This is a genomic window from Pseudarthrobacter phenanthrenivorans Sphe3, from assembly GCF_000189535.1.
In the GTDB taxonomy this organism is placed as follows: domain Bacteria; phylum Actinomycetota; class Actinomycetes; order Actinomycetales; family Micrococcaceae; genus Arthrobacter; species Arthrobacter phenanthrenivorans.
Genome location: NC_015145.1, coordinates 1,027,737 through 1,051,694, shown reverse-complemented (window position 1 = coordinate 1,051,694; position 23,958 = coordinate 1,027,737). Strand labels below are relative to the sequence as shown.

The following is a 23,958-nucleotide window of genomic DNA, read 5'->3' as shown; positions in this document are numbered from 1 at the left end:
GCCACACTTGAGGCACATCACATAACCACCCCACGTGATCGAAAGGGCGCTATTCCGCTGGGATCGGCCAGTCCCCTGGCACAACAGCTAGCTCAACTCGTCTCTCAGACCGCAAATACTGCCCCCTCAAAGCTGAACATCGGGGCCAGCGGTGAGGTTCTTTACCGAATGGTAGTGCCGGCAAAGGTTGCCGCTCAGGTAGGAAGCGGACTCGTGCAGCCCATGACCTCGAAGGCGGTGGCGGGAGGCATCCATAGCGCTCTTCGCAGCTCAAGTGGCATTGCAGCACAGGCCACTTTTGTTCCGGTTGCCGGTCAGGCAGCAGTCGCGGGGGCAGCCACGGGATCGGCCGCTACCGCTGGAGTCGCAGTAGCTAGTGCGGGAGCGCTGACAGTTGCTGCGCCACTCGTACTGATGGCGGTTGCCGTGGGCGTGAGCGCCCACGCCGAACATCAGCGACAGCAAGCGATGGAGCGGATTACTGACCTGCTGGAGCAGCTACACGACGATAAACTCGAGCAGGAACGCAGCGAGCTTGGCGCTTGCCGTGACGCCATCGATAAGGCGACCTCCGTCCTTCTCGATCGGGGTCGGGTGGGCCTTTCCCTGGGCCTAGATTCCTCGTCATACGCAATTAGCGTGGTCATTCACGCAACAGAGCGCCGACTCAGCAAATGGCAGAATGCCCTGAAATCGCTGCCGGAGGGGCCGGTCGAGCTAGATCAGCTGACGAAGTCATTTCCGGGCGTTAACGAGGAAGGCGGAATGTTTCGGGCCCATCTTGAGATCGCCCGGCTTGCTATTGCACTTAAACGTCGTGTGCTGGTCCTCCAGGCCGTCGAGCACGCTCAACAGGACACGGAGAACCCTTTCAAGAGCTTCATCGGTGCACTACGTGATGACGAGCACCGTATCAATGAGTTGGAAGCTGGTATCAACGAGGTTCTTTCCCGGCTGTCGAATATAGAACTGAGGCGGGGAGGAGGTTTCCTAAATCTCATGGTCACTCAGGGGGAAGTGGACAACCTGTTAAAGGCGGCATACCGCCTGCGTGGTTTTGGAGCTGGCCTTAACGGGGGCAACGGACAAGCTGACGTTGCAATAGAAATTGAACGGAACAGGGACGGATCGATCGTGGTGTTTCCGGCGGTCGCCGCGTAAGCCTGAGGTGAAAGCTTGCAAGCAGGCGGCGCCGGTGTACGTGAAGTTGGGCAGGAACCTGTGTGGGTACATAAGGCACAGAACCTTCGTGAGGAGTGACTCCTTGAAGCCCCCTTTACCGAAGGACGTGGTGTCATTATTCAGAACAATGAGGCGATCCTTCAGGTCGAACGGCGATGAGCCACGAAGCAAGTACTCCATTGCCTTGCGCAGCTGCGCCGCACCGGCATCGGCCCTCATTTGATTCCATGCTTAGTTGAAGACAGACATGTTCTTTGGGTTCGCGCCGATGTTTGAGTTAGCGAAGTCCTTGGATTCCCGTGATCAGCTTCTGCGAAACCATTTTTGCTGAACATTGCTGGTATTTAGCCCACTAAGGCCGACGCTAGCTACAGCTCAGGCTCGTGTCTGAGAAACTCCGCCTCGAGTTCATTGGCAGTGCGAGCTTACTGGGATCGACGTCCCCTAGCTTCGGGAACCTTTTCTTGATCTCTTCAAGGGTCGGCAGTTGAACTTTCTGCCGGGCGGGCTCGCCGACATATTCGGCCGAGTCAGCGCCCTCCCCTACGACAGGACTGCTGGTCTCGGTAAGCAAGAGGTGAGGTACCGCGATCTCTTGGCCAACCCGCTTACAGCCGCCGTTGCCGGAACATGGGAAACGACTCCCGCACCCGGCCCACGGTCTCGAGCGAAACCTCCACCGTCCGGACACCACTAGCCAGCCCAAGGTCAGCCTCGACCACCCCCATCGGGTCCACCAGCACGCTCCGCCCCACGGACACCGGCGGTGCCTGGCACACCCCCGCCACATACACGCTGTTCTCGATCGCCCGGGCCGCATTCAGCGCGAGCCACTGCTCCGTCTTGTGCTCGCCCGGCACCCAGGACGAGCAGACCAGCAGGACCTGCGCACCGGCGTCGGCCAGTGATCTGGCCAGCTCCGGGAACCGCAGGTCATAGCAGGTCATCAGCCCGAACCGCGCTCCCCCGTGCTCGAACACCACCGGCTCCAGGGACTCCCCCGGCTTGATGAACTCGGACTCCCCGAACCCCTGCGCGTCGAAAAGGTGGATCTTCCGGTAGGAAGCCAGCCGGCCGCCGTCGGGCCCGAACGCCACCAGCGTGTTGAACGCCCGGCCCGGCTCGTCCGAGGTTTCCACCACGCCCGCCACCAGCGCGATCTGGTGGCGGCGGGCAATGGCGGCAAGCTCACGGCAGACCGGCCCGTCCAGCGGCTCGGCCACCTCCGGGAACGTGGCGTCCACCTTCTTCTTCTCGTAGGTGGCGTACTCCGGGAAGGCGACCAGCGCGGCGCCGTCGGACGCTGCCTCGGCGGTGAACCGGTCGATCGCGGCGAGGTTGGCCCGGATGTCGGCACCCGACTCCAGCTGACCCAGCGCAATCCTCACGGCTCTTCCTTCCCTCGGCCCAAGCGGCCGGACAATAGACTGATCAACCTAGGCGGCCGCTTCGACCGTCGCTTTCTCGGTGGCCGTCATCTCTGGCGGCGAGGCCTTGAAGCCCCGCGTGATTAGGGCCAGGACCACGGTGCCCAGCACCAGCCAGGACACCCCCAGCCTAATGGCGTTGCTGTCCAGCTGGGAGAGCAGGTAGGCGCAGACGGCGGCGCCGATCACCGGGACCACCACGTAGGACACCGGGTTCAGCTGCTGCCCCGCCCGGCGCTGGCGCACATAGTGGAACACCACCGAGGCGTTCACCAGCGTGAAGGCGGTGAAGGCACCGAAGTTGATGAACGACGTCGAGGTGGCCACGTCCAGGAAGATCGCGATCAGGCCCACGATGCCGGTGATCACCAGGTTCGCCACCGGGGTGTGGAACTTCTCGCTCAGCTTGCCGAAGAAGGCCTTGGGCAGGACGGAGTCCCGGCCCATCGCGTACAGCAGGCGCGAGGCGCTGGCCTGAGCGGCGAGGCCGGAGGCGAACTGCGCCACCACCAGGCCGGCCAGGAACACGGCGCCGAACAGCTGCCCGCCAATCTGCAGGGCGATGGAGCTGGCCGCGGAGGCGGAGTCCTCGAACACGCCGCCCGGGTGGACCAGCTGGGTCACGTAGGACACTGCGACGAAGATGCCGCCGCCGATCAGGGCCACGAGCATGATGGCGCGCGGCACGGTGCGGCGCGGGTTGATGGTTTCCTCGGTGAGGGTGGTGACGGCGTCGAAGCCCAGGAACGAGTAGGCGGCGATGGCGGCACCGGCGGAGATGGTGGCAAAGCTGGCGGTGTCGTTGAAGAACGGCTGCCCGTTGGCCAGTCCCCCGGCGCCGTTGGCGGACACCACGTTGCCGATGGCCAGCGCCACGAAGAACACCAGGACCAGCAGCTGGAACGCCATCAGCACGTAGTTGGCCTTGTCCGCCACCTTGATGCCCAGGATGTTCAGCAGCGTGGTGATGACGATGAAGCCCACGATCCAGACGCCGATGGGGATGCCGGGGAACTGGGCGCTCAGGTAGGAGCCGCCGATGAGCCAGATGACCATGGGCAGGAAGAGGTAGTCGAGCAGGACGGCCCAGCCCACCAGGAACCCGACGCGGGAATCGATGGAGCGGCGGACGTAGGTGTAGGCGGAGCCGGCCACGGGGTGGGCGATGGCCATCCGGCCGTAGCTGTGCGCGGTGAACAGCATGGCCACGAGCGCCACGAGGTAGGCGGCGGGCGCGGCGCCGCCGGTGGTTTCGGCGATGATGCCGAAGATCCCCAGGACGATGATGGGGGTCAGGTATGCCAGCCCGAACAGGACCAGCGAGGGCAGCTTCAGCGTGCGGGTGAGGGTGGTTGTCACGGTGTTTCCTTAGGGCTAGTAGGACGGCGGTGTCCAGGTGGCCGGGTTGATGCGGCCTTGGTAGACGGAAAGTTCGACGGCGGGCTCCCCCTCGCGGAACTGCGACCAGGGGCGGTTGAGGTTCTCCGTGCCGTGCGTGCGGACGCGGTCGACGGCGGCAAGGTCCAGTTCCGCGGTGAGCAGCTGCGGCTGATCGTCGGGTGCTTCGGCGAGGGTGTTGCCCTCCGGGTCCACAATGATGCTCTTGCCCTGGCCGGTGGGACCGGCGCAGTTGACGCTGACCATGAACACCTGGTTCACGATGGCGTTGGCCTTGGCCAGGATGAGTTCCTGTTTACGGTCCGGGGTGGTGGTTTTGACGACGTTGAGGATCACCTCGGCGCCCATCCAGGCGAGCTGGCGGGACACCTCCGGGTACCAGGCGTCGTAGCAGATGTTCAGGCCCACCCTGCCGATGCCGGGCAGGTCCACGGTGGTGAACCGGTCGCCGGGGTCGTAGGGCTCGAACGGGCGCCAGGGGAAGATCTTCCGGTAGTACCCGGCGAGCTCCCCTTCCGGGGACAGGACCAGCTGGGTGTTGAACAGCTGGCCTTCCGGGCCGCGTTCGCAGACGCTGCCGGGGACCAGCCAGATGTTGAGGTCTTTGGCGAGCTGCTTCAGCTCTTTGACCCGTGGCCCGTCCAGCGGCTCGGCACTTGCCTGGAGCATTTCTGTGCGCTGCAGGTCCGGATCTTCGTCGCCGAAGAGGTGGAGCTCGGGGAAGACCACCAGCTTGCTGTGCGGCTGGGCCTGGAGGGCTGCTTTGACCTCGTCCGCGAACATCGAGACGGGTTCGCCGATGAGCCGCGGCCGGGCCTGGGCGGCGACGAGGGGAAGGATTCGTTGCATGGGTAATCTCCGCGATTGGGTGTGATCCGGGTTATATTAGATCAGAATGATCCAATAAAGGAAAGGGGGCGCTTTTGGACCGTAAAGTAGCGGTTATGACCCATCAGCTGGAGGACACCGTCGAGCCCCCGCGTCTCGGCGCCGGCAGGATCACCGGTTTGGAGCGGCGCAGCGCCATGGACGCTGTGCGGATGCGGATCGGCATGGCGATTTCGCTGGGGCTTTTGAAGCCGGGCGAGCGGCTGCCGGACCAGGAGGACGTGGCCTTGGGTCTCTCGGTCAGCCCGATCACGGCGCGGCGCGCGTTGGCCAGCCTGGCGGAGCAGGGTGTGGTGGTCCGCCGGCGCGGCCGTGCGGGCGGAACGTTTGTTGCGGATTCGCCGCCTACTGATGTTTTGGCCGAGCTTTCGGCGTCACCGGCGGAGTCCCAGGCTGTGAACCGGCTGGTGGACCGGCGGCTGCTGTTCGAATGCGCCGTGACGCACTACGCGGCCGTGAATGCTACGGCTGAGCAGCTGGATGAGCTGGAGCGGCTGACTCGTGAGATGGCCGGGGCGAGCGACTGGTCCTACTACCACCGGATGGACGAGCAGTTCCATCAACTGGTCGGCACGGCATCATGCCTGGATTCCGCCGTCGAGCTTTATCACGAGACCCTCGCCGAGCTCTACGACTACTTCATCCCCTACCCCATCGAGAAGCTGCACAAGTCCAACCAGGACCACGTTGCTCTTGTGGCAGCCCTCCGCGCCGGTCAAGTTGAGGAAGCCGTGGAGGTTGCCCGGAAGCACGTGGACATCCTGCACAGGACGATGTTCATGGGGCTTGCGCGGGGCGAAGGTTTAAGCCGCCATGACTGAGCGAACAACCACTGCGTGAGGTTGACGGTTGCCGCCGTGAAGCCTTCACAACAGATGGATTTTGGTCATCTGCTACCCAGAGAGTCACGTGATGGTGTGTGGAACATGCATAAGCATGTATGATCGCGTGGGCTCGCATGGCAGTCCGCGATTTAGAGCAGCTGGGGGAATGAATTTGAAAAAGCGTGTTGGCTACTTCGTTGTCACTGTCGCACTCCTGTCAGTCGTGGGGTGTTCCGCTGCCACCTCCACTGCCACGCCGACAGCAACTGTTACAGTCACCCAGACCGTCACGGCGTCACCAGCTCCAGTTTCCCCGCCTGCCGCACCATCAAGCCCCGGCACACCTGTTCAAGTGAAAGACACCGGGGCAACTGCTACTTTCTTCCAGTACAAGCAGATTAGCGATGAATACAACAAAGACCTTGGCGCGCTTGAGGTAGAGGTCTGTCTTGGTGCTGACCCAAAGGACGGCAAATCCGTGCCTTCCGTCTCTTCTCAAAGGTGGAGTCTTCGCGACGCGAACAACGGCATGCATGATCGGCCAAGCGGATATACCGGCAACCCCGTTACTCCAATGTATCCGGAGGGCGGCGCCCTTAACTGGGGGGAATGCGCTCGCGGATGGATAATTATGCCCATCGTCGATGGAACTCCTATCACTGAAGCCCGCTACATAACTTCCGAAGGAAAAGTGTTTTCCTGGACGGTATAACTTCCACATGGGTCAGCTAGCGTGCTGACTTACCCGTTGATGAATTCCCAAGAACTGGCATCGCTGTAGCCAGTTTCTGGATTCGGTTCTAGGCAACGTTGATGAGCCGCGAGTAACGCCGCATGCAAGATCGACATGGTCGATAAATGCATCCTATAGATGACGGTAATGCACATTATTCTCGACGCGCTCAGGTAAACAGCGGCTCAATTAAGAGACGCAATCAGGTAAACGGCGGTTCAACTAAGAATGGGGCGATAACATTATGACTGAAGACGACGCAGAGTATGAGTTCAGGTCCATGCAGACACTGCGTGGCACAGAAGCTAGGACGATAGCAAGACTGAAGAGGGAAGGCTGGGAGTTCGTTTCACAAAGCCAAGAACAGCTACTGCGGACGAAAATGAATTTCCGACGGCTGAAGCCCAGGCAGCAGCCTTGGCGTTCTTGGGGAGTTGGAGCCGCTGCCGTGGCAGTAATCGGCGTCATCGCAGTCGGCGTCATCTCGGAGGGAGGAGGCTCCGCCGAACGCGCCACGTCCCCCTCCGAGCCCGCGATAGTCACAAGCGAAGAGCCGACCGATGCGCCATCAGTGGAGCCTAGCGCGGCATCTGAAGATTCCCCCCCTTCGCCAATTCACTCCGAACCTGGCGAGCGGTTGACTGTGGAAAACAGTGCAGACTTGGCAGCGCTTTTATCTGGGACGGCCACAGGCGGAGAAATTGTAGAAAACTTTGCTGCAAAGTACAAGGGTAGGATCATTGAATTCGATGGAAGTATTGGCGCCATGAACAATCACGCCAATTACAAGACACGATACGACATCCTAATCTCTGCTGGTGATTATAGCGAGACAAAGGCGCAAGGCCCGAACTTTCAATTTCGCGATGTTGGAATAAGCGATCTAAATCTTACCGGGTCACCCATTCCGGATTATATCGGAAAGCGAGACAATCTTCACGTCGTGGCTCGTGTGGGGGAATTCGAAAGTTTTCAGGAACTCTTCCTCCTTGATCCCATTTCAACTTCAGTACGCTGAGCACGGGCTATTCCTATTTTGCACGGACGGAATTCAGCTACCGCGGGTGAGGATACAGACTTCCTCGCCCACGGTGATCGCCGGATATCCCTTCTTAAACTCACCGTACCGTACTCCCTTTGGAGTCCTTCGACTAGTCCTCGCCAAGGAGCTGCCCACTAAAATTAGAGGTCCTTCGTGTCCGCATGTAGGTTGGCAGCGGTTACTAGAGCCCCACCTGGTCGGCGGCGTACTGCGCCTGCTCCTGCGTGAACTGGTTACCGTAGGGGCTCGTTAGCTGGTCAATCAAGCCCTGCCGGGAGAAGCCCATCCCTGAGTCCATATACCCCTTCGCTGCCTTAACGGCCTGCTCGTTCCAGTCCGCACCGGAGTTGGCAACAGCGTAGTCGGCCTGCTCCTGCGTGAATTGGTTGCCGGAGCTGGCTGTGAGCTGCGCAGTGAGCGAAGCCTGCGAGAAGCCTAAGCCTGTAGTCAGATAGCCCTTCGCCGCTTTCAGAGCCTGCTCATTCCAGTCGGCTCCGGAGTTATCGACGGCCCACTGGGCGTCCTCCTGCGAGAATTGGTTACCATAGCTCGATGTCAGCTGCGCGATCAGCGAAGCCTGCGAGAAGCCTATCCCTGTGGCCAGATAGCCTTTGGCCGCTGCCAGAGCCTGCAATTGCGCGGCAGTCCCGCTCGGCCCGGTTGGTGCTGGCGGAGCTGGGGCGGGCGGAGCTGGTGCGGGCGGCGCTGCAGCCGGTTCACTAGCGGGCGCAGGAGTTGGTGCCGCCGTGGACGTAGGTGCAGGATCAATGGAGGAACCTGATTGTTGCCGGTTGCCGCCAGTGCAGGATCCAACAATAAGGAAAAACCCAACGATTGCCGCCGGAATGATGAATCGCTTCTTCTTCCAGAGCGGCCTTTTCTGTCTTTCGCTTGCGGCTGGGTTACCGGGTGCGGGTTGAGGTGTACTACCGGTGCTCATCGTGCTCCCCTTTCACACGAATTGTGACTACGTTGTCACTCTCAGCGATTTCGCCTCGATAGTTGAGTTTAGATCGGAAGTGTCACTATTTGGAGGGGTTCTTGTGAATGAAGGGCAACCCCTTTGCGGACGCTTCGTACGCACCGACAATCCCACTCATCGTTCCCAGCGAAGGTGCCAGCAGCGACCAGCATCGTCGCACCGGAGCCCCTGCCTGGCATTGAACGCGATGGGCGCGCCCGGCCAAAGCCGGACGCGCCCTCCGTGTGTCAACTGAACCAAGGCGGGGTGCAGGCGTTTGCTTCAGTCGATGAGCACCGGCTCCGTGTCATCTTCCGAAGATTCGACACTCGGCCGAGCGTCCCGCTTCCGGTGGTTCACCCAGCACGCCACCGCCAGCAGCGCCACGAGCCCGAAGGTGCTCAGGAGCTGGGGACGCGAGTCCTCGCCGATGAAGCCCACTGTGAAGATCGCGGCGAGGATCAGCAGACCAAGGCCGGTGAGCCACGGGAAGCCCGGCATCCGCAGGGGAAGTTCCGTCCCGTCGCGGTCGGCGCGGAGGCGCAGCGCGAGCTGGGCGAGCAGCGCTGACGTCCACACCAGCAGGCACGTGGAACCAACGATGTTCAGCAGGACGCCAAGGACCATCTCGGGGAACATCAGCTCCAGCACCACTGTGACAACGCCGAAGGCAACGCTGGCCAGGACCGCGACCACCGGAACCCGGGCCTTCGACACGGAAGCGAGCCAACGCGGTGCTTCGCCCCGCTCGGCCAGCGAGTACGCCATCCGGGATGCGCCGTAGAGGTTGGCGTTGAGCGCGGAGAGCAGTGCTGCGACGGCTACCAGGGTGATGGCGGTGGCTGCACCGGGCATGCCGGCTGCATCCAGCACGGCGGCGAATGGGCTCTTCAGCCCCTCCGAACCCACGGGAACAACCGCAGCGATGATGAAGATCGCGCCGATGTAGAACACCAGGATGCGCCACAGCACGGTCCGGACGGCCTTCTTCACGCTGCGGGCAGGTTCTGCCGTCTCGGCTGCAGCCACGGACACGATCTCGGTGCCGCCGAACGCGAACGCCACCACAAACAGCGCCGTCGCGATCCCGCCGAAGCCGTTGACCGCGAAGCCCTCGCCCATAAAGTTGGACAGGCCCGGCGACTGCACGCCCGGTACCAAGCCGAAGAGCAGTGCGAAGCCAACCAGCAGGAACGCGACGATGGCCGCCACCTTCAGCAGTGCAAACCAGAACTCGAACTCGCCGAAATTCTTCACGCTGGTCAGGTTCACGGCGGTGAGCACCACGATGAACACGAAAGCCATCAGCCATACCGGCAGGGCCGGGAAGATGGTGGCCAGCAGGCCTGCCGCACCCAGCGCCTCGGCCGCGATGACCACCACGAGCTGGAGCCACCAGAGCCAGCCAACCGTGGCACCGGCCACCGGCCCATAAGCCTTGGCGGTGTAGACGGAGAACGCACCGCTGTCCGGGTTGGCGGCGGCCATCTCGCCAAGGGCCCACATCACCAGGATGATCAGGGTGCCGGCCACCAGGTAGGAGATCAGCACGGCCGGGCCGGCGGCCTGTATGCCCGCGCCGGAGCCGATGAACAGGCCGGCGCCGATCGCGCTGCCCAGGCCCATCATCGTGAGCTGGCGGGGTTTCAGGGCCGCGCCGAGGGCGCGGGCAGACGTCTTTGTCTGTTGTTCCATGGGGAGTCCTCTTAGTTGTTGGTAACTGTTGGGGAGAAAAGTTCAGGCCGTGTGGGCTGCGAGGAGCCGGAGCACGCGGTCGTTGGAGGCGGGGTCGGCCACGGTGATCCGCACGCCGTCCCCCGGGTACGCACGGACCATGATGCCCGCGCCGTTGAAGGCGTCCACCAGCGCCGCCAGGAGCGCAGCATCCGCGCGGATCCACAGGAAGTTGCCCTGGCTTGGCTGCAGCTTCCAGCCCTGGGCTTCCAGCTCCGCGGCCATCCGCGCCCGCTCCTGCTTCACCAAAGAGACCCGACCTGCCATCTCCTCCCCCGCATCCAGCGAGGCGATGGCGGCCTTCTGTGCCAGCGCGCTCACGGCGAAGGGCAGCGCGGTGCGGCGCAAACCTTCGGCGATTGCCGCCGTCGTAATTGCGTAGCCGATGCGCAGGCCGGCGAGCCCGTAGGCCTTGGAGAAGGTGCGCAGGATGCAGACGTTCGGGTACCGGCGGTAGAGCGCCAGGGAGTCGGGGCCGCTGCCGGCGTCGGCGTACTCCACGTAGGCCTCGTCGATCACCACCAGGACGTCGGAGCGGACGGACTGCAGGAAAGCCTCGAGGCGGCGGTGGCTGATCGGCACGCCGGTGGGGTTGTTGGGCGTGCAGAGCAGGATCACCTTGGTGCGGCCGGTGACGGCGGCGGCCATGGCGTCCAGGTCGTGGCCCTCGGCGTCGTCCAGCGGGACCCGGACCGGCCGGGCGCCCGCCAGCTCCACCAGGATGGGATAGGCCTCGAAGGAGCGCCACGCGAAGACCACCTCATCCCCGGCGTCGCACAGTCCGGTGATGATCTGCTGCAGGACGCCCACGCTGCCGGGCCCCACCGCAACTTCCTCCGCGGTGACGCCCATGTGCAGGGCGATCCGTTCGCGGAGTTCGACGGCGGCCATGTCCGGGTAGCGGTTCATCCTGCCGGCCGCCTCGGCGACCGCAGCGGTGGCTGCCGGCAGGGGCTCGTAGTGGCTTTCATTGCTGGCGAGGGCGGCGATGTCCGCACCGAGGCTGCGGCGCCCCGGGACGTAGGCCGGAAGGCCGGTGACGGCGCTGCGAAGGGTGGGCAGCGCGGCCCGCGGTTCGGCCAGGAGTTGTTCAGGGGTCATAGGGACCGATCATGGAAGTGATCCGGACCACAATGCAAGATACCCTTTAGCCATTGGGACTTCTGCTCAACTACTAGTACCTTTGGTGAAAATATGACCATCGCGAACTCTCGCACCCTCGATTCCTTGGACGGCAGGATCATTCTTGCCCTGGACAAGGACCCCGAAGCCAGCGCCCTGGCACTCTCCCGGACACTCGGCGTCGCCCGCAACACGGTTCACGCCCGGTTGGCGCGGCTGGAGCGCAGCGGCGCGCTCCGCTCCTTCAGCCGCAGACTGGACCCCGCCGCGCTGGGCTACGAACTGATGGCCTTCCTCTCGCTGGAAATCAGCCAGACGCGGTTCGGCTCGGTGGAAAGCGGGCTCGCCGCGATCCCGGAGGTCATCGAGGTGCACGCCACCACCGGCGACGCGGACCTCATGGCGAAGGTGGTGGCCCGCGGCACCGCCGACCTCTACCGCATCACCAACCAGATCCTGGAGATCGACGGGATCCAGCGGACCAGCACCGCCATCTCGGTCATGGAACTCATGCCGCCCCGGTACGACGGCCTCATCAGCCGGCTCTCCGAGCAGGAGTCCCGCCGGGCGGAGTAATCTACGGCGACGTCCTCATCTACGCGCAGGACCAGACCAGTCGCTCCCCATTGCGCGAGGCAGGCGTTCGCGTTCTTGCGATCTACGGCTTAAGCCTGCTTGCGCTCGCGGACGTGGATCCCGGCATATGATTCTCGATGCATCATTCACTTTTTTCTATTTGGGGGAATCCTTGAAGAAGTCCATTGCATCTCTTGCTCTCGTTGCCGTTCTTGCCTTGACTGCATGCGGTGGAGCAGGAAGCACTACAAGCGGTGCTGCCGACACTCAGACGACGCAGGAGGCTCCGAAGATTCCTGATCTGACGGGCGCATGGAAGCAGAGCAACCCGAACAGCGAGACGTCATACCAGCAGGCCACTATCACGGCCGACAAGATGACCATCGAGTGGGTTTCCGACGGTGGCAATACGACCTCGATCTACTGGGTCGGAACGTTCGCCGCCCCCACAAGCGCCAGCGAACCCTACACTTGGACGTCGCAGCGGGATGTCGAGGCCACTCAGTCAGCCCTCCTCGCTTCCAGTGACGCCACCAAGGAATTCAAGTATGAAGGTGGCAGCATCAGCTACAAGGTCAGTGCACTTGGAACTACCACGACGGTAAACCTCAAAAAGAACTGATACCCACAGCAGGTGGCCGTGACTGTCTACGTCCGGTAGGACAGCATGAAATTGCTCGGCTTCGCTGACTCCAAAGGTATGGCTGCTGCTCGTTAGATCAGCAGCCATACCTTTGTGGCGCCTCCGGATGGTCCGTCAGTGATTCGGCGTTCACTGCCGACGGGTGAGGCGGGTCCCCAGAAGCACCACAGCTAAAGGATTGATCGTCACTTCACGTTGTTGGCTTAGGTGGGCGTTTTGTCACTTCCCCACGATTCTGCTGCCAAAAGTCCCAACCGTAAACTCACCTCTTGCTGTTTCTGAGGTCTGCGTCACATGATCGCTGCATGACCTCACTTACCGTCTCCGGCCGCGTGGCACAGGTTCTCAGCAGCTACGTCAGCGACGTCTTCGGCGTCATGGGCAACGGCAACGCCTACTTCCTGGACGCCGCGGAGAAACAGGGCCTGCGCTTCACGCCCGTCCGGCACGAGGGCGCCGCCATCGCCGCGGCCGACGCCTACTACCGGGCCTCGGGACGCCTCGCCGCGGGCACCACCACCTACGGCCCCGGCTACACCAACGCGCTCACCGCGCTGGCCGAAGCGGTCCAGGCGCAGATCCCGGTGGTGCTGGTCACCGGCGACGCCCCCACCAGCGGCGCCCGGCCCTGGGACGTGGACCAGGCGGCCATCGCCGCGGGCCTCGGCGCGGCCACCTTCGCCGTCACCCGCAACGCCGCGGGCGCCATCACCCGGCAGGCGGTGGAGTACGCACTCACCCGGCGCACCGCCGTCGTACTTGCCATCCCCTACGACCTCGCTGCGCTCGAGGCAACGGACGAGGACCTTCCCGCGCCAACCGCACCTCAGGTGATGCACGACGGCGGCACGGACCTTGGGCAGGTGGCCCGTCTGCTCGCCGCGGCACGGCGGCCGCTGATCCTCGCCGGCCGCGGTGCGCACCTTGCCGGCGCCGGCCCGGAGCTCCGCGAACTCGCCGACCGGCTCGGCGCACTGACCGCCGGAACCGCCCTGGCGCTCAACCTCCTCAATGGCGAGGGGTACCTGGGCGTGGCCGGCGGTTTCGGCACCGATACAGCCGCCGGGCTCATGGGCGAGGCGGACGTGGTCCTGGTGGCCGGGGCGAGCCTGAGCCCGTTCACCATGCGGTTTGGGCACCTGCTCGGCCCGGACAGCATCCTGATCCAGATCGACACCGCGGTGGAGCCGACGAACCCGCGGGTGGATGTGTTCGTCCGGGCGGACGCGAAGGCTGCTGCTTCGCGGCTTCTGTCCTTGGTTGATGGTGTGGCTGCTGCCGGGGCTTGGCGTGCGGAAGCCTCCAAGCGTCTTGCTGCGGGACCGGGCCACGCTACTGGATCTGTTGAAAGAGAGGACGGGCGGCTTGACCCGCGCGCACTGGCCTCCGCTCTGGATGCCGTGCTGCCGGAGCGCCGCACGGTTGTCCAGGACGGCGGGCACTTCATCGGGTGGGCGCCCATGTACTGGAACATCCCGCGGCCGCAGGACCTGGTGATGGTCGGAACCGCGTACCAGACGATCGGGCTGGGGCTTGCTAGCGCCGTCGGGGCTGCCCGCGCGGTTGAAGACGGCCGCACCCTGGTGCTGGCCTCCGGCGACGGCGGCTTCCTGATGGGCTTGGCTGACCTCGAATCGCTGATCGGCGCAGCCCGCAGCGCGATCGTGGTGATCTATAACGACGCCGCCTACGGGGCCGAGATCCACCAGTACGGCTCGCAGGGCCTGACCGAAAAGCCGATGCTGATCCCGGAGGTGGACTTCAGTGGTGTCGCCCGGGCTCTGGGTGCGGAGTCGGCGGTGATCCGGTCCCTCGATGACCTGTCCGCGCTGCAAGGCTGGATCGATGCCGGCGCTAACGGGACCTTCGTGGCCGACTGCCGCATCACGTCCAGCGTCCGGGCGCCATGGCTGACCGAATGGATGAACGCCTCCCAGGCAGCGAAGGCGGCGGTGGCTGGGTAGCTTCCCAAGCCCCACAACATCGCCCCCTTTTCATGCGTGCATTCGCTCCCGGCCTGACCTTGCCGTGCGATCCACCACTTTGCGCCGGGATCCGGAATAGCGAAGCATGCCTGTGCAATTGTGAAAGGCATGAAGGCAATCACTTACAGCTCATACGGAAACCCTGACGTCCTCGAGTTCGGCGAGCAGCCAATGCCGAAAGTCGGGCCGGGAATGGTCCTGGTCAAGGTCAAGGCAGCCGCAGTGAACCCGGTGGACTGGAAAATCATGGCGGGGTACCTGGATCCCATCATGGATCTGCAGTTTCCCGCCATCCCCGGCTGGGATGTGGCAGGGGTAGTCGAGTCGGTGGGTATCGATGCCCGGCAGTTCCAGCCAGGCGACGAGGTCATCGCCTACGGCCGCAAGGACTACGTCCACGGTGGCAGCTTTGCCGAATACATCGCCCTGCCGGAACGGGTCCTTGCCCGGAAGCCTGCCTCGCTCGGGTGGAACGAGTCGGCGGGCCTGCCGCTGGCCGGCCTGACCGCCTACCAGGTTCTCAACCGGCTGGGCCTGAAATCCGGCGAAACCGTCCTGATCCACGGAGGTTCCGGAGGCGTCGGGTCCCTTGGCATCCAGATCGCTGTGGCGCTCGGAGCCAGTGTCATTGCCACTGCCTCTGAGAAGAACCACGAGTTCCTCCGCTCCCTCGGAGCCGAACCGGTTGCCTACGGGGACGGGCTCGCAGGACGTGTACGCGGGCTACGTCCTGACGGCGTTGACGTGGTTGCCGATTTCGTCGGCGGAAACCTGGGGGCGACGCTGGCCGTGCTGGCCGAAGGGGGCCGGCACGCCTCGATCGCCGACAGTGAAGTGGAAGAGCACGGCGGCGACTGGATGTGGGTCAAGCCTGTGGGGACCGACCTGGAGGAACTCGCCGACCTGGTGGACAGCCGAAAAATGCGGGTGGAAGTCGCCGAGGTCTTCCCGCTGGAAAAGGCCGCTGATGCCTTCCGGTCCAACATGGAAGGGCACACCCGCGGCAAGATCGTGGTTGCCGTAGACCAGGGTTCGTGATCCTGGCATCTGAGGAAGGCTCCGTCCCTTGGGACGGAGCCCTTCGTCGTGCAGAGCCGCGCTCGCCCCAAGCGGCAGGGCATCGAGGCCACTGACTAATCAGGGTCTGGGACCACCGACGGCGGCCCGGTGCGGGGACGGACGCAACACCAGCGCCATCCCGCTGAGCAGTGACGCCGCGGCGGCGAAGACCAATAGCGGTCCCAGACCCACCCCGGCGATCACCGCGCCGGCCAGGGCCGGGGCCGCGACAGAGCTGAGTGCCCCCACGATTAGGACTGCCGTGAACGCCTCGCCTGCGCGCTCGGGCACCAGTTCGGCGGTCCAAATCGCGAGCACCGCAGATCCTGCCATGTATCCCGCTCCGAAAATGCACGTCGAAATCGCCGTCGCGGTCAGGGAATCGCTTGCCACCCCGAGCAGCGCCAGTGCTGCACCGACCGCTCCAAGGGACAGCCCGGCCACCCTCGAACTGCCCATCCGAGCCGCGAAGGCTCCGGTCGCCACGCCTACCACGCCGCAGAGGCCAATGCCCGCGTAGAGCGCCGGGACGGCTCCCGCTGGGAGGGCACCGCTGCCGAGGACGTCGGCGGCGTAGGTGAAGTAGATGACGACGGCGGCAAAGTAGGCCACCGCGTAGGCGCACGGGCCGCGCAGCGCTGCAAACAGTGCGGAGGCATCGTGACGGTCGATCGCAACTGGGTCAGGCCTGGTTTTCGGTACGAAGCGAAGGTTCACAAGTGCGGCGGCTGCCGCGGCCAAGGCGATGCCGACCCAGACCAGTCGCCAGGAACCCAGTATTGCCAGGACAGCCAGCCCGCCCAGCAGCACCAGTCCGCCGCTGGTGCCGGTGGTGATGATGGCCAACGCCCTGGGCTGCTGACGCAAGGGCACCGCACGGGTCACGATGTCCGAGTAGGGCGCCCAGACCCAGCCGCCGGCGCTGCCAGCCAGGATCACACCGGCGGCGAGCAGTCCCGGAGACTGCGCGAATGCGACAACCACCGCGCCCAGAACACCGCTGGCTCCTCCCACGGTCGTCGGAGCACGCGAACCGTGCCGGGCAGCGAGGGGCCCTGCCAGCAGCAATCCAGCCAAGTAGCCCGCGAACGTTGCGCTGGCGATGATGCCGAGCACCAGCTCGGACAGACCCAGGTCCTCCCGTATGTTCGGCAGCGTCAGACCATAGGCGTAGCGGGCCATGCCAAAGGCGACTCCCACCACCGCTGCTCCGGCCAGGCCGATTCGACCGCCCGCTGAAAGCTTCACAGAACTCCTCCTCGATCTGGCGCAGCAACCTCGCGCACCTGTTCGCCGACCAGCACCAGCCCGTAGGTCTCATCGCAGCTCTGACTGAGAGGCCGTAACGGTCGCTATGCTACATCAAAACGCGCGTTCTGTATTTGGGTTACATATACTGATGTGGTGACCACCGGCCAACGAGTTCCTGCGCGCACCCGGCTGCTCGAGGCGGCCGATCAGGTGCTGTTTGAACGCGGTATCCGGGACACTCCCGTCGATGATCTGCTGCGCCAGGCGGAGGTTTCCGCGGCCACCTTGTACACGCACTTCGGCAGCAAGGACGCCTTGGTTGCCGAAGTGTTGCGGGTCCGGTTGTCGGACTGGCAGAGGGTCTGGGACCAGCACATCGTTGCGGCCGACAATGACGTCGACCGGTTGCTCGCGGTCTTCGACGCCCTGGCTTCCTACCGGGAAACCCACGGTCACCCGTCACGGTGGTGTGCCTTCCTGGCCGCCGCCACCGAGCTCCCCCAGGCCGCGAACGAAATCAGCGACGTCCTGGCTGGTGACACCGCCCTGCTCTCCGAGCGCCTTCTGCATCTGTCCCGCCCGCTTGCCGGGGAGGGAGCCCAGGACCTGGCCAATGAAGTGCTTGTGGCCTACAGCGGGGCCCTCGCCGGATTCCTCCGCGGTTCACCTCAGTCCCCCGATCGCCGTGGGCCGGCGCCTGGCCCATGCAGCAGTTCAGGCCCACAGCCGCGACTGACACATTCATCTGCCGGCCCTCGGTGCGCGCCGTCCTGGAAGAACGCGGCGTGCAGCTGCCAAAGGCTTATGAGGTGAAGGGCTAGTTTCTTTCCGCCCTGCGGGTGAAGACCAGATGGACCACACCTTGCGGCGAAGAGGTCGCCTCAATGTCGAAGCGTTCCTCGAGTCCTTCGAGGCCGTCCCACAGCCGTTCGCCCCGGCCCAGGACAATCGGCACGAGGACGATGTGCATGTAGTCGATCAGGTCTGCCTCGAGGAACTGGCGCACCGTGCTGGCGCCGCCGCCGATCCTGACGTCCTGGCCGGGAGCCAGAGCGCGGGCCTGTTCCAGCGCGGAGACGGGGTCCGCGTCAACGAAATGGAAGGTTGTTCCGCCTTCCATTTCGAGGACAGGCCGGGGATGGTGCGTCAGGACGACTACCGGCGTATGGAACACCGGGTTGTCGCCCCACCACCCCTTCCAGTCCTCGTTCTCCCACGGTCCGCGTTGGGGGCCGAACTTGTTGCGTCCCATGATTTCGACGCCCACCCCGGTTCCCCACTGGCTGGCGAACGCCTCGTCGACGCCTAAGGATCCTTCCGTCTCCCCGTGCAGGCCCATAGCGCGGAACGTCCGTGTTTCGAAGGCCCACTCCATCAGCCGCGTGCCTGCGTGGCCGAACGGAGCGTCCAGCTGCTGGCCCTCGCCCGTGCCGAAGCCGTCGAGGGAGACCGAGAAGTTATGCACGCGGACAAGGGACATGTCATCTCTCCTGAAGTGTCGTAGGCAGCCACTGTATGGCGCCAAATCCGCACAGCCAAGGGCCGCCGTCGAACGCCCTTTCCTACATCACCGTCGGCTTGCCCGGCCCGCCCTTGTGAGACGCCCGAGCGATCTCGAAGCTCTCCTCGAACGGCAGCGTGTCCACGTCCAGCAGCGGGTTGTGGTCCTGCGTCTCCACCAGCTTCCGGGCCGCTTCCTCGGACTCCACATTCGGCATGGACCCGGGGAGGTGCCGCCCGGCCGACTCCGGCAGGAAGTAAATAGCTACCGCGGCAACCACGGCCACGGCCACGAGGTAGTACGCAATCGCCATGTCGTCGCCGGTGAGCCCGATCAGGGCGGCGATGATGAACGGGGCGGTTCCACCGAAGATGGCCACCGCAAGGTTGTAGGCGATGCCCATGGCCGAATAGCGGTGCTCGGTGGGGAACAGCGCGGGCAGTGCCGAGGCGAGGTTCGGCACGGAGAACGCCACGGGGAAGGCGATCAGGGCCAGGCCCAGCAAAGTCATGGGGAGGCTGCCCGCCGCTATCGCCAGGAAGGCGGGAATCGCGAAGACCACAGTGCTGAGGGCCCCGATCCACAGCACGCGGCGGCGGCCTATCCGGTCCGAAAGCAGCCCCGTGAACGGGATGCACAGCGCCATCGCCACCAGCACCGGGATGGTCAGCAGCGTCCCTTCCACCTCGCTGTACCCCTTGTTGGTGGTGAGGTAGGTGGGCATGTAGGACGTGAGGGCATAGGCCACGGTGTTGGCAGCTGCCGCCAGGATCATGGCCAGCAGGATCGGCCGCCAGTGCGCCTTCAGGATGCCAATCGGGCCGACGGGGCGGAGCTCCTCCCCCGTCTCCGGATGCGTGGCTGCCACGGCTTCCGCTTCCATGGTGGCCTTGAACGCGGCCGACTCCTCGATCTTCATCCGGAAGTACACGGCCACTGCGCCCAGCGGCCCAGCCACCAGGAACGGGATGCGCCAGCCCCACGCCTCCATCTGCTCCTGGCCCAGCGTCAGCTGCAGGATGGACACCACCAGCCCGCCCGCGGCGAAGCCGAGGTAGCTGCCCATGTCCAGGAAGCTGACGTAGAAGCCCCGGCGGCGGTCCGGCGAATGCTCGCAGACGAACGTGGTGGCGCCCGAGTATTCGCCGCCGGTTGAGAAGCCCTGCGCCAGCTTGAGGAACACCAGCAGCACCGCCGCCCAGATGCCCAGCACCGAGTAGCCCGGAAGCAGGCCGACGGCGAACGTCGCCACAGCCATCAGCATCAGCGTCATGGCCAGCACCTTCTGGCGGCCGATCCTGTCGCCCAGCCAGCCGAAGAAGATCCCGCCCAGCGGCCGGGCGATGAACGTGGCGCCGAAGGTCCCCAGCAGGAACAGGTTCTGCACGGCCCGGTCAGCCTCGGGCAGGAACACCGGCCCCATGGTGGTGATGAGGTAGCCGAACACGCCGACGTCGTACCACTCCATCGTGTTGCCCACGATGGTTCCGCCGAGCGCCTTCCGCAGCGTGCGGCGGTTCACGACATTGACGTCTGATACCTGCAGCCGCCGCTTCTGCCCGCTGCGCTGTGTCATAGCCCGCTCAATGTCATGGCCCGCTCACCGCCGCCTGCTCATCAGGCCGGGCACACGTCGTCGTCCTTCTTACCCCCTTGGGCGGCGGCAGCCCAGCGTCTCCGCCCATCTTGCCACTGCCGGACCAGGGCAACAACGGTTGCGGTTTTGGAAGATGTACGACGGCGGCAGGTCACGGTGACGCGTGAAAGCCCCGGCACGGGGACTGGTTGAACAGAAGGAGCCTGTGCTCTTCATCAAGGCGAGCGCCGGTTTTGGGTGCCTGTGGGGATTACTGCTCCCCTTCCGCGGCGGCAGCAGCCTTGATGGCGTCCTTCTCGGCGCGCAGAGCCTCGGCGTCGTGCTGTTCCTCGGCCTTCTCCTGGTGGATGACCGCCGCGAAGAGCTTCTCCATCTCCTTGGCCACGCCGGCGGCTGACGCCGGGTTCTGGCCGGTCACCAGCCGGTCGTCAACAACAACCTTCTCCTCAAAGACATCGGCGGAGACGTGGGTGGCGCCCTGTTCCTCAAGCCGGTCGGCCAGGAAGAAAGGGATGACCTTGTCCTTGCCTGCGGCCACCTCCTCGTCATTGGTGAAGGCGGCCACCTTGCGGCCCTCCACGAGGCGAAGCCCGTTCTCCAGTTCCACATTCAGCAGGCCGGCGGGTCCATGGCAGACAGCGCCCACCAGGCCGCCGTTGTTGTAGACGCTGGCCACCAGGTTCTGCAGGCCTTCGCTGTCCGGGAAGTCCCACATGGTGCCGTGGCCGCCCACGAGGTAGACGGCGTCGTACTGCTCCGGATCCACGACGTCGACGCGGGCCGTGTTGTAGAGGCCGGCGCGCGTGGTCTCATCCTCCGTGAAGGCGACCTGGATGGGATCTTTCGTGTCCACCTCGTCGCGCGGAGGCTGGCCACCCTGGATCGAGGCAAAGTCGACGAAATGCCCTGAATCCTTGAACACCTTCCAGGGATGCGCAGCCTCGGCCACGTTGTAGCCGGTCTTCTCTCCCGTATCGCCGATCTCGGAAACGCTGGTCAGTACCATGAGGATTTTCTTCATGAGATGCTCCTTTCGTCCGCCTCCACCCTACGCCCAGGCCAGCGGGCCGCCATCGTGGATTTACGACGGCGGCCACTGGCCTTGGTGCCCAGCTCCCCTACTGTCCCGGGGCGCGGTAGGACGGCGTCTTCCTGGCGGCCTCGTCGAGGGCCTCGACCGTCAGGAGCGGCTTCAGCCGGACGTTGACGCTCCCCGTCGAATTGATCAACAGCGACAGTGCTGCCGCACTTGCATCATCCGGCGCCTCAAAAACGCCAAGGACGTCGTAGTAGCCAAATGCGTAGTAGAAACTCTCCAGCGTTCCTCCGACGGACTTGAGGGCCTCCGTCAGGGCGTCACGGCGCCTGGTGCCGCCCTCCTCCATGAGCCCCTTGATTCCCTGGCCCACGTAGGTTGCTTCAAACAGATACTTCGGCATGGTCTTTCCCTTCCTGGATTTCCAAAACAGCCGGATCAATAGGCTTCACGGAATCGGGATGCGTCCACACAGAATCCTCCTCACCTGGTTCCATCACGGTGCAGGAGCGGCCCGGATCCGGCCCCTCATTTTCGTGGAAACGGGGTCCTTGACCCCGTTAACGCAGAAAATATTCCTCCGCTTGCAGGCAGTCAATAGGACCGGGAAAGGCCGCCGGTTCCGGGGCCGTGCTCCGTCAGCGGTCCGGCGATGAACGTGGCGCCGAAGGTCCCCAGCAGGAACTCAGAACCGGAGCTGGAAGGTTGGCCCTGCCGCCACTGTTTGAGCTCAAGTAGCCGGGGTAAAGACCGGGTAGGCTTTCGAATATCAGTATGCATAATTCGGCCACGTAAGGATCGCCGGTAGGATCCCTGGACGGCGACCGAATCACGAGAGGTTGAAATGGCGCAATCACTATCGACAGGATCAGGCGTTGTCCTGGATCTCATCAGGTCCGGGGAGGCCACCACCAGGACCGACCTCCTGGAGCGGCTGGGATGGTCACGCATCACCCTCGCGCGGCGGCTCGAAGAGCTACTGAATGCCTCCATCATCATGAGCGTCGGCCAACTCGATTCACGCGGGGGACGCCCGCCTGAAAAGTTTGCCGTAAAGCCGGATTCGGGCGTGCTGCTGGCCATGGACATCGGCGGTTCACACAGCCAGGTGGCCATCACGGACCTGGTGTCCACCATCCTCGCTGTGGATGAGGCGGACATCGGGCCAAGCCAAGGCCCGGCTGAAATTTTTGAGTGGGCCGGCCAGGTCTTTGACCATATGCTGCAACGCCTCGGAAAGACCAGGGCTGACGTCCTGGGGATTGGCGTCGGAGTCCCCGGTCCCGTCGACGTTGCAACCGGCCGCCTGGCATCGCCGCAGGTCGATGGGCAGTGGGACGGCGTCACTGTCCGCGACTACTTCGCCAGCAGGTACGGCCATGCCGTCCTTGCCGTAGACCGGGACGTGAATGTCATGACGATGGCCGAAGCAAGGCGCGGCGGTGTGGGATACCGGGACATTGTGGGCGTGAAAGCGGGCATCGGGATCGGGCTGGGATTCGTCCTTGACGGCGCTGTGTACCGCGGAGCACGCGGAGGCGCGGGAGACCTGAGCCGCCCCCGCATCGGCGGCGGCCGCCTCCAACGGCTCGAAACCATAGCCAGCGGAGCCGTGGTGCGCGCCGAACTTGTGGCCCGCGGCTACAAAGTCAGGACGGGAGCGGACATTGTTGAGCTTGCCAACAACGGGGACCACCGAACACTGACCCTCCTTGAAGAAACGGGGACCACCCTTGGCCAGACGCTGGCCGACATCGTCGGACTGATCAACCCCGAGGCGGTAATCATCGGCGGAAGCCTTGCCGCGGCAGGCGAACCCTTCATCCGGCCCATCCGCGAGGCGATTTACGCCGGGGCGCGCGACTTCGCAACCCGGGACCTCGTCGTCGAGCGGTCCGGCCTCGGAGCCGTGGCTGGCCTGACCGGAGCGTCCCTGCTTGCCCAGGACGCACTCTTCGCCCCCGACAGGATCAGCCGGTTGACCCACAGCGGAGCGAACTCACTCGCCCTGGCCAACGTCTGAGCGGCCCTGGCGAACGTCTGAGCAAAACCCAAACGGGTAACACTTTGGTCTACTTGTAGACTTAAGCCACCGATCCTTGTTACGGTGATCTAACTCACATCGTCGTGATGTGATCCGTCAACTGAAGGATCCCCACGTGGCTATCAACCTCGCTGAAGAACTCTCATCCATTACCACCAACGTGGCCGCCTCCGACTGGAGGGAAGCTATCCGCCGCGCCGGTGAAGGACTCGTGGCAGGCGGAGTCACCACCGAGGATTACACCGAACAGATGATTGCGGCTGTCGAGGAGCACGGCCCCTACATCGTCATCGCCCCGGGCGTCGCACTCGCCCACGCCCGTCCCTCCGAATCCGTCAAAAAGGGAGGGCTCAGCTGGGTCGGCCTGGCCTCCCCTGTCGAGTTCGGGCACAAATCCAACGACCCCGTTTCCCTGGTCATAGGCCTCGCAGCACTTGACCACACTGCCCACATCGAAGTCCTGAGGGCAGTGGCCGGGATCCTTTCCGATCCGGCCACCCGCAGGGGCCTTGACGCCGCGGAGAGCGCGGAAGAAGTCCGCTCCCTCCTGCAGTGCACAGCCTCGCCGAGTAAGTAGTAACGCCAAACATCACCTCCGAATTGAAAGGCAACGAACCATGAAGATCGTCGCTGTATGTGGAATGGGCATTGGGACATCAGTGCTCCTGAAAATGAACGCCGAAAAGGTCCTTCAGGATCTTGGCATCGACGCCGATATTGAGGCCGCTGACATTGGGGTGGCCCGCGGTGCGGCGCAGACGGCAGAAATAGTCCTCACGTCCGAGGAGCTTGCACCGGAAATTGGCGATGTCCCCGCAGAGGTCATTGTCATCGAGAACTTCTTCGATCTCGATGAAATCCACAAGAAACTGTCCGCCGCTGTTCGATAGCCGCCGGCTGGTTCCTTCACCTGCACCATCACTAAACCAATAGACCAATAGACCAACCATCATTT

Annotated in this window: 23 protein-coding genes; 12 read left to right on the top strand and 11 right to left on the bottom strand. The window is 64.1% G+C overall.

The window, feature by feature from the left end; translation table 11 throughout:
- Positions 1–213: 213 nt before the first annotated feature.
- Positions 214–1,161: a hypothetical protein gene (locus ASPHE3_RS04950; RefSeq protein ID WP_217259046.1), complete on the top strand. Its 948-nt coding sequence runs from the start codon at positions 214–216 to the stop codon at positions 1,159–1,161.
- A 629-nt stretch (positions 1,162–1,790) separates the two neighbouring features.
- On the opposite strand, the gene ASPHE3_RS04945 is transcribed toward ASPHE3_RS04950, so the two are convergent.
- Genes ASPHE3_RS04945 through ASPHE3_RS04935 form a run of 3 tightly spaced genes read right to left on the bottom strand, consistent with a single transcriptional unit; the run spans position 1,791 to position 4,856 of the window.
- Entirely contained in the window at positions 1,791–2,570 is a 780-nt protein-coding gene (locus tag ASPHE3_RS04945; RefSeq protein WP_013600132.1) for a carbon-nitrogen hydrolase family protein, read from the bottom strand.
- 48 nt (positions 2,571–2,618) lie between these two features.
- Positions 2,619–3,968 carry an APC family permease gene (locus ASPHE3_RS04940; protein ID WP_013600131.1) on the bottom strand — a complete coding sequence of 450 codons (1,350 nt, stop codon included), beginning with the start codon at positions 3,966–3,968 and terminating at the stop codon, positions 2,619–2,621.
- A gap of 15 nt (positions 3,969–3,983) precedes the next feature.
- Positions 3,984–4,856: a carbon-nitrogen hydrolase family protein gene (locus tag ASPHE3_RS04935; protein ID WP_013600130.1), complete on the bottom strand. Its 873-nt coding sequence runs from the start codon at positions 4,854–4,856 to the stop codon at positions 3,984–3,986.
- Between the two features lie 95 nt (positions 4,857–4,951).
- Between ASPHE3_RS04935 and ASPHE3_RS04930 the strand changes: the two genes are divergently transcribed.
- The 3 genes from ASPHE3_RS04930 to ASPHE3_RS21410 all read left to right on the top strand — a co-directional run bounded on the left by ASPHE3_RS04930 (position 4,952) and on the right by ASPHE3_RS21410 (position 7,470).
- A complete protein-coding gene (locus ASPHE3_RS04930; RefSeq protein ID WP_013600129.1) occupies positions 4,952–5,716 on the top strand; it encodes a FadR/GntR family transcriptional regulator in 765 nt (254 codons plus the stop codon).
- A 169-nt stretch (positions 5,717–5,885) separates the two neighbouring features.
- Positions 5,886–6,431: a hypothetical protein gene (locus tag ASPHE3_RS21975; RefSeq protein ID WP_148258077.1), complete on the top strand. Its 546-nt coding sequence runs from the start codon at positions 5,886–5,888 to the stop codon at positions 6,429–6,431.
- A 265-nt stretch (positions 6,432–6,696) separates the two neighbouring features.
- Entirely contained in the window at positions 6,697–7,470 is a 774-nt protein-coding gene (locus ASPHE3_RS21410) for a DUF4839 domain-containing protein (RefSeq protein WP_081459819.1), read from the top strand.
- Between the two features lie 205 nt (positions 7,471–7,675).
- Here ASPHE3_RS21410 and ASPHE3_RS22460 read toward each other — a convergent pair whose 3' ends face one another.
- The 3 genes from ASPHE3_RS22460 to hisC form a co-directional block, all read right to left on the bottom strand.
- The gene (locus ASPHE3_RS22460) at positions 7,676–8,128 is read right to left on the bottom strand and encodes an Ltp family lipoprotein (RefSeq protein WP_049786040.1); all 453 of its coding nucleotides are present in this window, start codon (positions 8,126–8,128) and stop codon (positions 7,676–7,678) included.
- Positions 8,129–8,737: 609 nt separating this feature from the next.
- Positions 8,738–10,150, bottom strand: coding sequence for an amino acid permease (locus ASPHE3_RS04920; protein WP_013600127.1), 1,413 nt, complete (start codon positions 10,148–10,150; stop codon positions 8,738–8,740).
- A 42-nt stretch (positions 10,151–10,192) separates the two neighbouring features.
- Positions 10,193–11,290 carry a histidinol-phosphate transaminase gene (gene hisC, locus ASPHE3_RS04915; RefSeq protein WP_013600126.1) on the bottom strand — a complete coding sequence of 366 codons (1,098 nt, stop codon included), beginning with the start codon at positions 11,288–11,290 and terminating at the stop codon, positions 10,193–10,195.
- Between the two features lie 93 nt (positions 11,291–11,383).
- On the opposite strand from hisC, the gene ASPHE3_RS04910 reads away from it, so the two are divergent.
- The 4 genes from ASPHE3_RS04910 (at position 11,384) to ASPHE3_RS04895 (ending at position 15,553) form a co-directional block, all read left to right on the top strand.
- Positions 11,384–11,887, top strand: coding sequence for an Lrp/AsnC family transcriptional regulator (locus ASPHE3_RS04910; protein ID WP_013600125.1), 504 nt, complete (start codon positions 11,384–11,386; stop codon positions 11,885–11,887).
- Positions 11,888–12,014: 127 nt separating this feature from the next.
- Positions 12,015–12,509, top strand: coding sequence for a hypothetical protein (locus tag ASPHE3_RS04905; RefSeq protein WP_013600124.1), 495 nt, complete (start codon positions 12,015–12,017; stop codon positions 12,507–12,509).
- A 326-nt stretch (positions 12,510–12,835) separates the two neighbouring features.
- On the top strand, positions 12,836–14,494 hold the full coding sequence (locus ASPHE3_RS04900; RefSeq protein WP_013600123.1) for a thiamine pyrophosphate-binding protein: 1,659 nt from the start codon (positions 12,836–12,838) through the stop codon (positions 14,492–14,494).
- Between the two features lie 129 nt (positions 14,495–14,623).
- Positions 14,624–15,553 carry an NADP-dependent oxidoreductase gene (locus ASPHE3_RS04895; RefSeq protein ID WP_041651979.1) on the top strand — a complete coding sequence of 310 codons (930 nt, stop codon included), beginning with the start codon at positions 14,624–14,626 and terminating at the stop codon, positions 15,551–15,553.
- 99 nt (positions 15,554–15,652) lie between these two features.
- Here ASPHE3_RS04895 and ASPHE3_RS04890 read toward each other — a convergent pair whose 3' ends face one another.
- Positions 15,653–16,822 (bottom strand): MFS transporter, encoded by a 1,170-nt coding sequence (locus ASPHE3_RS04890; protein ID WP_013600121.1) that lies wholly within the window; start codon positions 16,820–16,822, stop codon positions 15,653–15,655.
- 156 nt (positions 16,823–16,978) lie between these two features.
- Here ASPHE3_RS04890 and ASPHE3_RS04885 point away from each other — a divergent pair, with 156 nt between their 5' ends.
- A complete protein-coding gene (locus tag ASPHE3_RS04885; protein ID WP_013600120.1) occupies positions 16,979–17,638 on the top strand; it encodes a TetR/AcrR family transcriptional regulator in 660 nt (219 codons plus the stop codon).
- Between the two features lie 4 nt (positions 17,639–17,642).
- Here the strand turns inward: ASPHE3_RS04885 and ASPHE3_RS04880 are convergent, their stop codons facing one another.
- From ASPHE3_RS04880 to ASPHE3_RS04865, 4 genes are all read right to left on the bottom strand, one after another.
- Positions 17,643–18,305: a dihydrofolate reductase family protein gene (locus ASPHE3_RS04880; protein WP_013600119.1), complete on the bottom strand. Its 663-nt coding sequence runs from the start codon at positions 18,303–18,305 to the stop codon at positions 17,643–17,645.
- Positions 18,306–18,387: 82 nt separating this feature from the next.
- Positions 18,388–19,902, bottom strand: coding sequence for an MFS transporter (locus ASPHE3_RS04875; protein WP_013600118.1), 1,515 nt, complete (start codon positions 19,900–19,902; stop codon positions 18,388–18,390).
- Between the two features lie 271 nt (positions 19,903–20,173).
- Positions 20,174–20,944, bottom strand: a complete 771-nt coding sequence (locus ASPHE3_RS04870; protein ID WP_013600117.1) for a type 1 glutamine amidotransferase domain-containing protein — start codon at positions 20,942–20,944, stop codon at positions 20,174–20,176.
- A gap of 97 nt (positions 20,945–21,041) precedes the next feature.
- Positions 21,042–21,362, bottom strand: a complete 321-nt coding sequence (locus tag ASPHE3_RS04865; protein ID WP_013600116.1) for a GYD domain-containing protein — start codon at positions 21,360–21,362, stop codon at positions 21,042–21,044.
- Between the two features lie 441 nt (positions 21,363–21,803).
- Here ASPHE3_RS04865 and ASPHE3_RS04860 point away from each other — a divergent pair, with 441 nt between their 5' ends.
- The 3 genes from ASPHE3_RS04860 to ASPHE3_RS04850 all read left to right on the top strand — a co-directional run bounded on the left by ASPHE3_RS04860 (position 21,804) and on the right by ASPHE3_RS04850 (position 23,893).
- Positions 21,804–22,982, top strand: a complete 1,179-nt coding sequence (locus tag ASPHE3_RS04860; protein ID WP_013600115.1) for an ROK family protein — start codon at positions 21,804–21,806, stop codon at positions 22,980–22,982.
- A gap of 136 nt (positions 22,983–23,118) precedes the next feature.
- Positions 23,119–23,580 carry a PTS sugar transporter subunit IIA gene (locus tag ASPHE3_RS04855; RefSeq protein WP_013600114.1) on the top strand — a complete coding sequence of 154 codons (462 nt, stop codon included), beginning with the start codon at positions 23,119–23,121 and terminating at the stop codon, positions 23,578–23,580.
- Between the two features lie 40 nt (positions 23,581–23,620).
- On the top strand, positions 23,621–23,893 hold the full coding sequence (locus tag ASPHE3_RS04850; RefSeq protein WP_013600113.1) for a PTS sugar transporter subunit IIB: 273 nt from the start codon (positions 23,621–23,623) through the stop codon (positions 23,891–23,893).
- Positions 23,894–23,958 lie beyond the last annotated feature (65 nt).

Excerpts from the sequence above, each read along its gene's own strand:
- ASPHE3_RS04930 (WP_013600129.1), top strand. The coding sequence starts at position 4,952 with ATGACCCATCAGCTGGAGGACACCGTCGAGCCCCCGCGTCTCGGCGCC.
- ASPHE3_RS04865 (WP_013600116.1), bottom strand. The coding sequence starts at position 21,362 with ATGCCGAAGTATCTGTTTGAAGCAACCTACGTGGGCCAGGGAATCAAG.
- ASPHE3_RS04910 (WP_013600125.1), top strand. The coding sequence starts at position 11,384 with ATGACCATCGCGAACTCTCGCACCCTCGATTCCTTGGACGGCAGGATC.
- ASPHE3_RS04880 (WP_013600119.1), bottom strand. The coding sequence starts at position 18,305 with ATGTCCCTTGTCCGCGTGCATAACTTCTCGGTCTCCCTCGACGGCTTC.
- ASPHE3_RS04900 (WP_013600123.1), top strand. The coding sequence starts at position 12,836 with ATGACCTCACTTACCGTCTCCGGCCGCGTGGCACAGGTTCTCAGCAGC.
- hisC (WP_013600126.1), bottom strand. The coding sequence starts at position 11,290 with ATGACCCCTGAACAACTCCTGGCCGAACCGCGGGCCGCGCTGCCCACC.
- ASPHE3_RS04850 (WP_013600113.1), top strand. The coding sequence starts at position 23,621 with ATGAAGATCGTCGCTGTATGTGGAATGGGCATTGGGACATCAGTGCTC.
- ASPHE3_RS04905 (WP_013600124.1), top strand. The coding sequence starts at position 12,015 with ATGATTCTCGATGCATCATTCACTTTTTTCTATTTGGGGGAATCCTTG.
- ASPHE3_RS21410 (WP_081459819.1), top strand. The coding sequence starts at position 6,697 with ATGACTGAAGACGACGCAGAGTATGAGTTCAGGTCCATGCAGACACTG.
- ASPHE3_RS04860 (WP_013600115.1), top strand. The coding sequence starts at position 21,804 with ATGGCGCAATCACTATCGACAGGATCAGGCGTTGTCCTGGATCTCATC.
- ASPHE3_RS04895 (WP_041651979.1), top strand. The coding sequence starts at position 14,624 with ATGAAGGCAATCACTTACAGCTCATACGGAAACCCTGACGTCCTCGAG.
- ASPHE3_RS21975 (WP_148258077.1), top strand. The coding sequence starts at position 5,886 with ATGAATTTGAAAAAGCGTGTTGGCTACTTCGTTGTCACTGTCGCACTC.
- ASPHE3_RS04920 (WP_013600127.1), bottom strand. The coding sequence starts at position 10,150 with ATGGAACAACAGACAAAGACGTCTGCCCGCGCCCTCGGCGCGGCCCTG.
- ASPHE3_RS04875 (WP_013600118.1), bottom strand. The coding sequence starts at position 19,902 with ATGACACAGCGCAGCGGGCAGAAGCGGCGGCTGCAGGTATCAGACGTC.
- ASPHE3_RS04935 (WP_013600130.1), bottom strand. The coding sequence starts at position 4,856 with ATGCAACGAATCCTTCCCCTCGTCGCCGCCCAGGCCCGGCCGCGGCTC.
- ASPHE3_RS04870 (WP_013600117.1), bottom strand. The coding sequence starts at position 20,944 with ATGAAGAAAATCCTCATGGTACTGACCAGCGTTTCCGAGATCGGCGAT.